Origin of the sequence: Microbulbifer elongatus (genome assembly GCF_020524885.1) — a bacterium.
Classification (GTDB): Bacteria; Pseudomonadota; Gammaproteobacteria; order Pseudomonadales; family Cellvibrionaceae; genus Microbulbifer; species Microbulbifer elongatus_A.
The window spans coordinates 486,278-499,785 of the sequence record NZ_JAIVKJ010000001.1 but is presented as its reverse complement, the minus strand read 5'-3'; the positions used below and the strand labels follow the sequence as shown (position 1 = coordinate 499,785).

General features: G+C 58.2%; 10 protein-coding genes. 3 read left to right on the top strand and 7 right to left on the bottom strand.

What is annotated here, in order from left to right; translation table 11 throughout:
• Positions 1–20 precede the first annotated feature (20 nt).
• From LC059_RS01930 to LC059_RS01920, 3 genes are all read left to right on the top strand, one after another.
• Positions 21–1,232 carry an ABC transporter permease gene (locus tag LC059_RS01930; protein ID WP_226702144.1) on the top strand — a complete coding sequence of 404 codons (1,212 nt, stop codon included), beginning with the start codon at positions 21–23 and terminating at the stop codon, positions 1,230–1,232.
• Between the two features lie 73 nt (positions 1,233–1,305).
• Entirely contained in the window at positions 1,306–2,652 is a 1,347-nt protein-coding gene (locus LC059_RS01925; RefSeq protein ID WP_226702143.1) for a sigma-54-dependent transcriptional regulator, read from the top strand.
• Positions 2,652–3,983, top strand: a complete 1,332-nt coding sequence (locus LC059_RS01920; protein ID WP_226702142.1) for a sensor histidine kinase — start codon at positions 2,652–2,654, stop codon at positions 3,981–3,983. Before LC059_RS01925 ends, LC059_RS01920 begins: the two co-directional genes overlap by 1 nt.
• Positions 3,984–4,008: 25 nt before the next feature.
• On the opposite strand, the gene LC059_RS01915 is transcribed toward LC059_RS01920, so the two are convergent.
• From LC059_RS01915 to LC059_RS01885, 7 genes are all read right to left on the bottom strand, one after another.
• Entirely contained in the window at positions 4,009–4,416 is a 408-nt protein-coding gene (locus LC059_RS01915; RefSeq protein ID WP_226702141.1) for a hypothetical protein, read from the bottom strand.
• A gap of 105 nt (positions 4,417–4,521) precedes the next feature.
• A complete protein-coding gene (locus LC059_RS01910; RefSeq protein WP_226702140.1) occupies positions 4,522–4,782 on the bottom strand; it encodes a hypothetical protein in 261 nt (86 codons plus the stop codon).
• 59 nt (positions 4,783–4,841) lie between these two features.
• Positions 4,842–5,111, bottom strand: a complete 270-nt coding sequence (locus tag LC059_RS01905; RefSeq protein ID WP_226702139.1) for a hypothetical protein — start codon at positions 5,109–5,111, stop codon at positions 4,842–4,844.
• Between the two features lie 318 nt (positions 5,112–5,429).
• Positions 5,430–7,064 (bottom strand): dihydrolipoyllysine-residue acetyltransferase, encoded by a 1,635-nt coding sequence (gene aceF / locus LC059_RS01900; protein ID WP_226702138.1) that lies wholly within the window; start codon positions 7,062–7,064, stop codon positions 5,430–5,432.
• Between the two features lie 27 nt (positions 7,065–7,091).
• Complete coding sequence (aceE, locus tag LC059_RS01895; protein WP_226702137.1) at positions 7,092–9,761, bottom strand: pyruvate dehydrogenase (acetyl-transferring), homodimeric type; 2,670 nt, start codon at positions 9,759–9,761, stop codon at positions 7,092–7,094.
• A 651-nt stretch (positions 9,762–10,412) separates the two neighbouring features.
• On the bottom strand, positions 10,413–11,012 hold the full coding sequence (locus LC059_RS01890) for a class GN sortase (RefSeq protein WP_226702136.1): 600 nt from the start codon (positions 11,010–11,012) through the stop codon (positions 10,413–10,415).
• Positions 11,012–13,426 (bottom strand): marine proteobacterial sortase target protein, encoded by a 2,415-nt coding sequence (locus LC059_RS01885; protein ID WP_226702135.1) that lies wholly within the window; start codon positions 13,424–13,426, stop codon positions 11,012–11,014. The genes LC059_RS01890 and LC059_RS01885 overlap by 1 nt, the downstream gene beginning before the upstream one ends.
• Positions 13,427–13,508: the final 82 nt, after the last annotated feature.

The window sequence follows — 13,508 nt, the reverse complement described above, 5'->3', positions numbered from 1 at the left end:
CAAGCAGAAAGGAAAATATCATGTTGGAACTGCGACCCATTCTATCGGCGCTGTGGCGCCACAAAGTCTCAGCGCTGCTGATTGCATTACAGCTTGGGCTCACTCTCGCTATCGTCAGCAATGCGCTGGTGGTAATCAGCGAACGTACCGAGCGCATCTCGCGGCCAACCGGTGTGGCCGAAAATGAGATTGTTACCTTCAACTTTATGGCGATCCCGAAGGACTACGATATGTACGACGCCTTCCGCCAGGACCTGGATATGATCCGCGCGTTGCCGGGCGTGGCCAGCGCCACCATCAGCAACCACGTGCCCCTGTCCGGCAGCGGTTCTGCCAGTGGTTTCTACACCGAGCCGAACAAAGAAACCGGCGCGATGGGATCCAACTACTACACCGTAGATGAGCACTTTGTCGACGCGCTGGGTATGAAGCTGATTGCTGGCCGCGGGTTTTACCCGGAAGAAATCATGCAAATAGACCCCAGTAGCAACGATCGACCGAAAGTCTCCGTAGTGACCCAGAAGTTTGCCGACGACCTGTTCCCGGAGAGCGATGGCAATGTGCTGGGCAAATCTTTCTTCCTTGGCGGCGACGACCATCCGATTGAGATTGTCGGTATCGTAGAACGCAACCTCGGTCCATGGCCAAATTCCTCTATCGCCGGTCGCGGTGCATTTTATCCCGCCATTACTGACCGCTGGTTTTACTATATCGTGCGCGCCGAACCGGGGCAGCGCGACGAGGTGCTGAAGCTGGTTGAAGAGAAACTGGCAGAGCGCGATGGCAACCGCGTCATCAACGCAAATACAATGGAAGAAGAAAAGGCGCAGTACTTTGCGGGTGACAACACGATGATCAAGGTGTTGAGTGGCGTTATCGTCCTGCTGACATTCATTGTGGCCCTGGGTATCGTCGGCCTTACGGTATTTTGGATTACCCAGCGCCAAAAGCAGATTGGCGTACGCCGTGCACTGGGCGCCACCCGCACAGCCATTAGCCGCTATTTCCTTCTGGAAAACCTGATGATTGCAGCCACCGGCATCGCCTTGGGTACCGCTGCGGCTCAGATATTTAATGGCTTCCTGGTGAGAGAATTCGACCAACCTGCACTGCCGGTTTCAGTCACCGTCTTCTGCGCGCTGGGATTACTTGCCGTAAGCCTCGCCGCCGCTCTGGTTCCGGCACTGCGCGCAGCCAATATCTCTCCTGCAATGGCGACACGCAGCGTTTAAAGCAGGGTACACTTGCACCTCCACCGAAACGGGCGCATGCGCCCGTTTCTCACATGCAGCCAAGACCTAAGCTATGGATAAAGTTCTTGTCATCGACGACAACACCGGCATTATCACTGCCCTGACCCTGTTGTTGTCCCTCCACGATATCCAGACCCTTTCCGCCATTACGCCACAAGCGGGCTTACAACTGCTGCGGGAAAACCCGGATATCAGTCTCGTCATCCAGGACATGAACTTCACCGCCGATACCACCTCCGGTGAAGAGGGGCGAGCGCTGTTTTTTGCCTTGCGAGAGATACAGCCCGATATCCCCGTCATCCTGCTCACCGCCTGGACCCAGCTGGAAATGGCGGTGGAACTGGTCAAGGCAGGTGCGGCGGATTACGTTGGCAAGCCTTGGGACGACAACAAACTCATCGCCACCATAAAGAACCTGTTGGAACTGCATGACTTGCAGCAACAGCAGCGTCAATCTCAAAACCGGGCGCAGCAGGCTCGCGAGCAGCTGCAGCAGCAGTTTGATCTGCAGGGAATCATCTACCGCAGCCAGAGTGTGCAGACACTGCTGGAAATGGCCACCCAGGTCGCCCACTCTGATGTGCCGGTGCTGATTACCGGCCCCAACGGTGCCGGCAAGGAGAAAGTTGCCGATATCGTCCAGGCCAACTCCAGCGTGAAAGGCGGCCCCTACATCAAGGTCAACGTTGGCGCGCTGCCAGAAGAACTGATGGAAGCCGAGCTGTTTGGGGCTGAGGCGGGAGCCTACACCGGTGCCGGTAACAAGGTGCGCCAGGGGCGCTTTGAAGCCGCCGATGGCGGCACCCTGTTTCTCGACGAAATCGGCGAGCTCTCCGCCAGTGGCCAGGTAAAATTGCTGCGGGTCCTGCAGACTGGAGAATTCCAGCGCCTGGGCAGCAGCCAGACCCGCAAAGTGCAGGTGCGAGTGATCAGTGCGACCAACAGCAACCTGCAGCAGATGATCAGTGATGGCAGCTTCCGCCAGGACCTGTTTTACCGACTGAATGTAATTGAACTGAAACTGCCACCATTAAGTGACCGCCCAGAAGATATACTGCCGCTGGCCCGTAGTTTCCTAACGACTACCGGCAAACAACTGGGCCCGCAAGCACAGCAAAGCTTGTTGCGTTACAGTTGGCCCGGCAACGTGCGCGAACTGCAGAACGTAATGCAACGGGCTGCAGTTCTGACCAGAGGCGATACTATTGAAGAGGGTACTCTGGCGCTGCCGGAAGATGCTCAACTTAAAGTGCCAGACCTAAACTTCGAACCGAGCCGCGAATTACTGGAGCAGACACTGGCCAGCTGCGATGGCATCATTGCCCAGGCCGCGCGCGAACTTGGATTAAGTCGTCAGGCCCTGTACCGTCGCCTGGATAAATACGGAATTCCCTACTGATGCCCCAAGGCCCGAGCCCGAAAACCTCCATCGAGGGAAAGCTGTTTGCCATCGTCATGCTTGCGGTGATTTTGGGTACGGGAATACCGTTTGGCCTTTTACAGCTGGGTGCTAATCCGATACTTGCATGGAGTGCCGGTATGTTGCTTGCACTCATCCTGGCCTTTGCGTTGTTGCGTCCCCTCACCCGTAACCTGAATCGCGCCCTGCAAAGTCTTGAGGGCGGCCTGTTAAATTTCCGTGACGGTGATTTTTCCATTTCCCTTGCGCTGAGGCGCAATGATCAGCTGGGACAACTGGCGGAACTCTACAATGAGGTGGGAGAAATACTGCGGCGCGAGCGGGCGCATGTTCACCAGCGCGAACTGCTGCTGGACACGGTGATCCAGAGCTCACCGCTGGCGCTGCTGTTAATCGATCACAGCGAACACATCATCTACGCCAACACCAGCGCACGCCACCTGCTACACGATGGCAAACCACTGCAGGGGCACCGGCTACAAAAGATTCTTCCTCTCTGTCCTCCGGAACTGGCACAGGCGATCGAGCAAAGACAAGACGGACTCACCAGCTACCTCGACGGTGAAAGCAGCCATACCCTGCATATCAGTAACAGCACCTTTGTGCTGAATTCACAAAAGCACCGGTTGATATTGCTGAGAGAAATGACCCGGGAGCTGACCCGGGCAGAAGTACAGGTGTGGAAAAAGGTAATCCGCCTGATTAGCCATGAACTCAACAACTCCCTCGCGCCCATCTCTTCCATGGCGCACAGCGGAAAATTGCTCTCGGAGAAAATCGATTCACAGCAGCTCGCGGGTGTTTTCGATGTGATTGCAGACCGTTGCCGGCACCTTACGGAATTTACCCAGGGTTATGCCCGTTTTGCCAAGCTTCCGCCCCCCTCTTGCGAGGAGGTAAACTGGTCAACTCTGGTGAAACACCTTCAACCACTGCACCCGTTTGCCTTAAAGGGCGAACTGCCATTGCGACCAGGCTATTTCGACCCGGCGCAAATCGAGCAGGCACTGCTGAATCTGTTGAAGAACGCCTCCGAGTCCGGCAGTAAAAAAGAGGACATCACACTGCAGGTCGAAACGGACCCGCACGGCCAGTTGCTGACCATAGCGGATCGCGGCGTCGGCATGAGCGATAAGGTACTGGAGCAGGCACTGCTCCCCTTTTACTCCACAAAACCACAAGGCGTAGGCCTTGGGCTTGCCCTGTGCCGGGAAATCGCGGATGCGCACGGCGGGCAAATCCGGCTGCACAACCGAAGTGAAGGCGGGCTGCAGGTCAGCCTGTGGCTGCCGTGGCCAGACTCCCGCTAGCAGGCACGATCCGCACACGTCCGGGTCAGGCATCCACTCCATGGCAACGCAGGCCTTCACTGTATATCCAGCACTGGCCCCCCTCGGGGCAGGGCGCATCCATCGCCACCGGCGAAGTTCCCGCGGGGCATTGGGGTATGTGACCTGCGGTGCACCAGGCGCCGGTATCCAGTTGATAGCAGACCGAATCATCCATCAGACATGCATTCGCAGTTTGCACCTGGGTATCACCGGCAAAACAATCGCGTGGGAAAGCTGGCATCAGGTTCGCCGGTAGCGGTGGCTGGTAGTAGGTGGCAGGCATTCCGGTGAGATCACACCAGAAGCCATCCAGGCTCGCGGTATTTTCCAGCCTGTCACCAGTATTGGCGCAGCCTGCCGACATGGCGACGGCAAAAGTACCCAGCAGTGAGAAGATCAGGCGCAGTTTCATATCACGTCCTCTGTGACAGATGATTCAGGTTTCCATACCCGCACCCGCTTCCCTGCCCACACCGCCGGCCGATATCCTGGCCGGGCGCTACGACGGGCTTCTCATTTACTTTTCGTAAACGATACAGCGGCGTCCGCCGGAGATTTCATAACATTGGGCGGTGGCCGGACAGATAGAACCGGGAGCCAGTTCTTCCGCATCACCGGGGCAACCATCGTAGTTTGTCTTCTGCTCCGCATGTACTGGCGCGCGGGGAATAGGTGCACTGTTAGGGTAGACCACCTGATCGCGCACGCTGCTGGTACCACAGGCAGAAAGCAGCGTCGCTGCCGCTACCAGTGAAAAAATAGTGACTCGTTTGCGCATGTGAACTCCTTAACAATCACTCCTGGTGCCAAACCAGATACGGTTGAGATTCCCGAAGCTCAATAAACCCGCATTACCGGGAAAAACCAGCAGGCGGATCCCACCTTACTGCTTTCAACATCCATTGAACATTGGCGGCTGGCCGCGGGTGGAGCCGCCGTATTCGGAAGATAGTTACCCACTTCGACAAAGTCCGCACTCTGACTCTTGTCATCGGGGTTGAAGAAGAATGGATCGTAACTGTTTTCGTTTTCATACGGTACGAAGATACAACCCTGTAAACACAGTGTGGTGCCTAACACCACAGCTGCAATCCCTGTGCGGTTCATGGCTCAACTACCTCGCAACTTGAACACTGCCTGACCACTGCCGGGAAGTCCGATCTCCCGGTTTCCATACACTCATACTTTCAGTTTAGCGCGCAGGAAGTGTTCGACGACGCTGTACACGATTTAACCAAAATTAAATGCGCGTCAATCAACGTTGCCCGCATTTTGACGACAAAGCCGGGGCGAAGGCGTATTTTTTGCCCGAAAAACGTGAAACTCTTTGCGTGATCGACGTAAAAATAATCGCGCAAAAAAAGCGCCGATGGGAACCCCATCGGCGCTTATTACGACGCTTCCTGTAGATTGAGCGTCCGCAGATTACAGCAGGAGTCGACGCACGTCGGCCAGCACGCCAGCCAGGTAGGTCAGGAAGCGACCCGCGTCACCGCCGTTCACAGCGCGATGATCGTAAGACAGCGCCAGTGGCAGCATCTTGCGCGGCACGAATTCGCTACCGTTCCACTCCGGGCGAATCGCGAGTTTGGAAACACCGAGGATGCCTACTTCCGGCGCATTCACGATCGGAGTAAAGCCGGTGCCACCAATGGCGCCGAGGCTGGAGATGGTGAAGCAGGCGCCCTGCATGTCGCGGGGCTTCAGCTTGCCGTCGCGGGCGGCAATCGCCATAGCGGTCGCTTCTTCTGCCAGCTCGTACAGGCCTTTCTTGTCCACGTCACGGATTACAGGAACCATCAGGCCTTTCGGTGTGTCCACCGCCATACCAATGTGTACATAGTCCTTCTTAACGATGTGCTCGCCATCATTGTGCAGGGACACGTTGAAGCTCGGCACTTCACGCAGCGCTGCGGCCGCCGCTTTCAGCAGGAAAGGCACCGGTGTCAGCTTCACACCGCGCTTGTCGGCTTCCGCTTTCATCGCCTTGCGGAAATCTTCCAGCTCAGTGATGTCGGCGTCGTCGAACTGGGTAACGTGGGGTACGTTCAACCAGTTGCGGGACATATTGGCCGCGGTCAGCTTGTGGATCTTGCTCATCGGCTCGGTAGTGACCGGGCCGAACTGGCTGAAATCAATCTCCGGCATTGGTGCAATACCGATACCGCCGCCAACACCACCGGTCGCGCCACTTTCCGCCTTCTTCACCTGCTCCTTGATATAGGCATACAGGTCATCCTTGGTCACACGACCACGCGGGCCAGACGGCTTGACCTTGTTCAGGGTGACACCCAGCTCGCGGCCCAGTTTGCGCACGGCGGGGCCGGCGTAAACTTCGGCGGATGGGGTGTGATCGCGCTCTACGTGCGGGTCGCGTTTCGGTGCTTCCTGTGGAGCCACAGCTTCACTGGCCGGCGCTGCGGCCGGGGCCGGAGCAGGTGCCGCAGCGGCGGGAGCGGGCGCCGCCCCGCCAGAGACGGTTTTGATCACACCGATCACATCACCGGAGGACACCTTGTCGCCTTCCTTTACGGAGATGGAGACAATGGTGCCGGAAGCGGAAGACGGTACGTCCATGGAGGCCTTGTCGCCTTCCACCACAATCAGGGCGTCGCCCTCTTCCACGCTGTCGCCAGCGGAAACGGAAATTTCAATCACGTCCACGGCATCGGCACCGCCGAGGTCGGGAACGACAATTTCTTCTTCCTTTTCTTCACCAGCGGCAGGGGCGGAGGCCTCTTCTGCAGCCGGCGCCGGTGCGGGCTCTGCCGCCGGTGCGGGGGCAGCTTCTTCTGCCGCTTCGCTACCGGCATCGTCGCCCGCGTCGGTTTCCATTTCGCCGATAACGTCGCCTTCGGAGACCTTGTCACCTTCCTTCACGGAGATGCTCAGGATCTTGCCGGCAACCGGTGCGGGGACGTCCATGGAGGCTTTGTCGCCCTCCACCACAATCAGCGCGTCCTCTTCCGCCACCGTGTCACCCACGGCAACGGCGATTTCAATTACATCTACCTGATCGGCGCCGCCGAGATCAGGCACTTTAATGACTTGTTTTGCCATGTCTTGCCTTCCTTTTTTCAGCGGGCCTTAAACCAGACGCGGGTTTACTTTTTCCGGGTCAATGTTCAGTTTCTTAATGGCGTCGGCCACTTCAGAAGCTTCGATCACACCCTGATCCGCCAAACCTTTCAGTGCAGCGATGGTCACGTAATTGCGGTTCACTTCAAAGAAGCGACGCAGCTGCTCGCGGCTGTCGGAACGGCCAAAGCCGTCGGTACCCAGTGCGATCACGTCGCCGTCGATAAACTCGCGTAGCGGCTCAACGTAGGCGCGGATATAGTCGGTGGAGATAACCACCGGCGTCTCGTTGCCCTCGAACTGCTCGCCAATCCAGGATTTGCGCGCTTCTTCGGTCGGGTGCAGCATGTTCCAGCGCGCCACGTCCTGAGCTTCACGGGAAGCTTCGGTGGCGGAGGTCAGGTTCCACACGTCGGAGGTCACACCGAACTGGTCGGCCAGAATATCTGCTGCGGCAAGCACTTCGCGCAGGATGGAGCCGGCACCCACCAGCTGCACGTGCTTCTTCGCAGCCTTGCCTTTGCCCGGCTTGCGGCAGTTGTTTTCCAGCTTGTAGATACCGCGGATGATGCCCTCTTCCACGCCCTGCGGCATTTCCGGCTGCAGGTAGTTTTCGTTCTCGATGGTGACGTAGTAGAAGATATTCTGCTGTTCTTCGTACATCTCCTTCAGACCATGGCGCATGATCACCGCCAGGTCGTAGCCGTAAGCCGGGTCGTAGCTCTTACAGTTCGGAATGGTGGCAGACAGCACGTGGCTGTGACCGTCCTGGTGCTGCAGGCCTTCACCATTCAGGGTGGTACGGCCGGCGGTGGCACCGATCAGGAAGCCGCGCGCCTGCATGTCGCCCGCCGCCCAGGCGAGGTCGCCGATGCGCTGGAAGCCGAACATGGAGTAATAGATGTAGAAAGGCACCATCGGCACGCCGTGGTTGCTGTAGGCAGTCGCCAGGGCCATCCACGCGGACATGGCGCCGGCTTCGTTGATGCCCTCTTCCAGCACCTGGCCCTTCTTGTCTTCCTTGTAATACATGATCTGGCCGTGGTCGACCGGGGTGTATTTCTGCCCCTGGGAGGAGTAGATACCCAGCTGACGGAACAGGCCTTCCATACCGAAGGTACGGGCTTCGTCCGGCACGATGGGCGCCACGTTCTGGCCCATCTTCTTGTCTTTCACCAGCACGGACAGCGCGCGTACGAACGCCATGGTGGTGGAAATTTCGCGGTCACCGGAGCCTTTGGTCAGAGCGCTGAACGCGTCCAGTTCCGGGATTTCCAGCTTGGCCACTTCGGTAGTGCGAGAAGGAACCGGGCCGCCCAGTGCCTTGCGGCGCTCGGCCATGTACTTCATTTCCGGGCTGTCTGGAGACGGGCGGTAATAAGGTACTTCTTCGATTTCCTTGTCGGTAATCGGAATCGCAAAGCGGTCGCGGAAGCGTTTCAGTGCTTCGGTGTCCATCTTCTTGACGTTGTGGGTATCCATCGCGGCTTCGCCGGCGGCGCCCAGGCCGTAGCCTTTTACGGTCTGCGCCAGGATCACGGTGGGCTTGCCCTTGCTCGCCATGGCTTCGGCGTAGGCAGCGTATACCTTGTACGGGTCGTGGCCGCCGCGGTTCAGCTTCATGATCTCTTCGTCGGAGAAGTCCTGGACCATCTCCTTGAGTTCCGGGTATTTGCCGAAGAAGTGCTCGCGGGTGTAGGCGCCACCGTTGGCCTTGAAGTTCTGCATCTCACCATCGACGGTCTCGTCCATGACTTTCTGCAGCAGGCCTTTCTCGTCTTTCTCGAACAGCGGATCCCACAGGCGACCCCAAAGGACCTTGATCACGTTCCAGCCGGCACCGCGGAATACGCCTTCCAGCTCCTGCACGATCTTGCCGTTACCACGTACCGGGCCATCCAGACGCTGCAGGTTACAGTTAACCACGAATACCAGGTTTTCCAGCTTCTCGCGGCCAGCCAGGGCAATCGCGCCCAGGGATTCCGGCTCGTCACACTCGCCGTCGCCCAGGAATGCCCACACCTTGCGGTCGCCGCGCGGGGACAGGCCACGTGCAGACAGGTAGCGCATGATGTGCGCCTGATAGATCGCTTGGATCGGGCCCAGGCCCATGGACACGGTGGGGAACTGCCAGTATTCCGGCATCAGCCAGGGGTGCGGATAGGAAGAGAGACCCTTGCCGTTCACTTCGCGGCGGAAGTTGTCCAGCTGCTCTTCATCGAAGCGGCCTTCCAGGTAGGAGCGGGCGTAGATGCCCGGCGCGCTGTGGCCCTGGAAGAAAATCAGGTCGCCGCGCTCTTCCCCTTCGTTACCGCGGAAGAAGTAGTTAAACGCTACGTCGTACAGGGTCGCAGCAGAAGAGAAGCTGGCGATGTGGCCACCCAGGCTGTCGCTGTTGGAGTTGGCGCGAACCACCATGGCCAGCGCGTTCCAGCGGATCAGGGAGCGGATACGACGCTCCATAAACAGGTCGCCCGGCATACGCTTTTCCGCTTCTGGCGGAATAGTATTGCGGTACGGGGTGGTGATGGCCGCCGGCAACTGAACGCCAGTGTTGGTGGCGCGGTCAGACAGCTGCTTGATCAGGAACGCAGCGCGCTCCTTGCCGCTGTGGCGGATGACCGCCTGCAGCGCATCCAGCCATTCCTGCGTTTCCTGAATGTCGGTTTCTTCGTGCATCAAATGCTCCTCGGCGAATATACGACGTCGAGTCGGTGTTTTTATGGTCAGAATTTTTTGCTGCGCAACAGTACCTCAAACACCGGGATTTCCCCCGGGTTCCGTGTCCACGTTCGCCAAATCGCCATCTGAAATGGCGGAAAAGCAACGAACTGTGGTCAACGTTTCCATAAAAAGCGAAAACGGGAGGGACTGCGCGACCTGAATACCGCCGGCCATAGGAGCCCGTTATGGGGCTCGTTAATACCGGCTCGACTTTGAATTCGGCGTTGAATTCTCGGCCCGTCAACTGTAGGGCGCGCGCCTTGCGGCGCACAGGGATGCCCTCAATTAACCGGCTGCAAGTGCTTAAGCGGGGGCGATTGTAGTATTACTACAAACGTTTTTCCAGACAGGACGATTAGTAACAAATAAAACCAATTTGTAAAACAATTATTTGCCAATTGATGGTTTTAGCGAAATATATAGCGGATAAAGCGGTTATTTTTGTTACATAATCGAGTCCGGAATGGCACATCTGGTCACGCTAATTGGCGTTTAAGGCACAGGGGAAACACTAAGGAAGAACAGCCGTACCAGGGGTATTTGAGACCAGCAGACTTCCGCATTGAGCAAAACCGTCCACAATCGCAGTCGTCGATCGATAACGAGTTACAACTGCACGGTCGATGCCACATCGACATAATCCGCGTACACCAGGTACCGCAGGGGGCCGCGCGCACTTACCGCATCAAACGGGTAACAGGTCACCAGTAACAGCCCTGGCACATCGGCAACGGGCAAGCGGTCCGTTTCACTGTTGACGACTTTTGCCCCCCTAATCCGGTAGAAGTGCCAGCGTCCATGTCTATCCTGCAGCTGAATCACCGTACCCTTCGTAAGAGCGCCGAGATTGCGAAAATGGGTATCCTTGTGGGCGGCGATCACTGTGGTTCGGGGCTCATCCAGATTGCCGGGTTCGCCGGAGCCCGTGAGCAGCCCCGGCCCGAATGCCAGTGCCTGGCCACTGGTTCCGTGCAATACCGTCAAAGGCTTTTCTTCCCCCAGCTTCAGCTGTGCTACCGGCCAGGTATCCGCCCAGGGCCAGGGCTTTTGCGTCTGTCCGCTGGCGAGCTGATGCTGCCATGAATCACTGATCAGGTACTGCGCCACTTCCGCCTTGAACAGCAACCAGGCACTACCACCGAGCTGCCAGAGGCCGATCGCGAAACACAGTGCAGACAGCCAGGTGGCAATTTTTGCCGGGTGCATCACCGCGACACTCCCGAACGATAGCCGTTGTTGATACAAGCGTTGCGGCGGCGCATATCCGGAATCACTGTGCGCAGCCAGCGACGCAGTGAGCGCTCGACATGGGCAACGCCCTTGCGCACAAGCCTCCAGCGAGTGAATAAAGAAGCCACCACTTGCGGGGTGCGCTGCAGCAACCGCAACAGCCCTCCGAGTGTGAGCAAAATCGCCGCGAACAGCATCTGCCCATAGACCCCCGTGGCAGTGGATGGATAAGTGAAGGACTGCATAACCTGCCCACGGGCAACAGCATTGGGTACCGGGCTCGACTTAAGGGATTCTGACTGCGGGCGCACCGGTGTTTCTTCCACTGCAACAAAGCTGGTGTAGGGGCTGGCGAGCTGATAGCCGAGTGCCAGGCCGAGGATATTCTCGCGCAATGGGTCGAGCGCTTCGGGATCGCTTAGCGGGCCGCGTTCGCGCTGCTCGTCACGCAGCGCGGCAATTTTTTCCCGCGCCCACAGGCTGCCGATACCTTTTCCGGAATCATCCACCGCAATCGCGCTCAGGGACAGGCTGCGGGAAAAGCGCTTACCGGCAAGGCGACCGCTAATGACAACTTCGCCACTGGCGCTGCTACCAAGCGCATTGCCATCGGTTCTGGCGACCAGGCGGATAGGCTCACCGCGATACAGGTCCGGCAACCGCTTGGGATAGGACTCCACTTTCACCCCCTGCGGCCATTGCACCTGCAGGTCAGTCACCAGCGGACTCTCCAGCTTTTCAAACAGCGCGCCCATTTTTGCCTGCACTTCCGCGAGATCGCCAATCTGTACAAAGCTACCGCGGCCGTACTGCGCCGCCTTGGTCATAAAGAAACTGTTGGGTGCGGAACCGATGCCCACGGTAAACAGGCGCGTCTCACCGAGGCGTTGGCGGATGAGTTCAAACAGGGCCCGCTCGTTGCCCACAGAGCCATCGGTAATAAACACGACCTGCCGCACCAGCGTGCCGGCCTGGTGATCCAGCTGTTGCGACAGAGCCTCCTTCAGCGCCGGCGCCATCTCAGTACCACCGGTGGCCTGCAGCGATTCCACCCAGCTGCGCGCGCGCTGAATATTGTCCGAAGTCGCAGCGGTTGGGCGCGGAAAGAAGCTGCGGTGGTTGCTGTTGAATTCGATGATATTGAAGCGGTCCATCTGCGTCAGGCGTGACAGTGCCAATAGCAGGCTTTCCTTGGCCTGGCGAATAGAGTTGCCTCCCATGGAGCCCGACGTATCCACCACATACACTACTTCGCGGGGCAACTTGCGCGCGGCCAGGCTCTCCTGCGGCGGCAGCAATAAGAGCTGCAAATACTGCGCACCGGGCTCAGCTGGCATTGCCGATTGCTCGGCGAACAACGCCGCGGACGGCATGGATGAGGTCTGCGGACGCCAGAAAAGCGCAAAATCCCGGTCCATGGGAGCCGCACCATGTTTCAGGCCAACCCGGTAATGATGATTTTCCTCGCGGCGGAAATTCACCTCGTGGTAGGGGCTGTGTATATCCGCAAGTGGCAGTCCCATCCCAAGGTCAACACGGATTTTCATCTGATGACTATCTTGATCACCAACTTGATGGCTCGCGATCTCTGCTAGTGGCATCATCACCGGCGAAATCTGCTCCGCGTCCGGCACTTCATTGGTGGGTAGTGACCAGCCGTGCGCATTCAGTGCAACGGATTGCGTTGAAGCGGCCGGCGCCCCCGGCATATAGCGCGGCGTGAGCGTAGTGGGCAGACGCAGGCTGAACTGGCCGCTGTCAAAACGCAGAGTCTGCAGGTAGCGAACCTCAACCGACACCTCCTCACCCGGTGCGATATTGGCAACGCGACTGGTAAACAGGTTCGGACGCTGCTGTTCCAGCAGCGCCGCACGCTTACCCTCCTCCCGCGCCTTTTTATAAACCTTCCTGGCCTCCTCCCGCTCGCGCACCTTGCCGACGATGCGGCGCTCACCGACCACAATCTCCATACCATTCACAGCGGCATTCTCCGGCAGCGGCAGCACATACACAGCCTCCTGCCATTCATTGCTGGTGTTGCGGAACTGCTGCGCGAGTACTACCTCGGCAACCAGTCCACGCACGCGGATATCCACCTCTGTCCCCAGATGAATCGCCGGAATATATCGGCCGGGCTCACCGCTGCTGAACAACAGGTCGCCACTGCCGGACTCATCCATGCTCACAGTTTCGAACTGCGCGGCATCGGCAGCTTCCAGACTCTGAGCGCGGACGCCAATGGCTGCAAACAGCACCGCGGCAGCCGTGACAATCAACAGTAACCAGCTGCCGCCACGATTTTTGCGATAGCGGCGGCGATAGTATTCATCGCTCGGAAGGATCAACAGATCGCGCTGGATACGCGGCGGGTGGAAAAAGGGACGGTTCACAGAAGCCTCCAGACCATTAAGTTCTGAAGGCATTAAATGAAAACAAGCTGGCGCGGGGCGGGCGGAATTGCGGCCCTTTCGA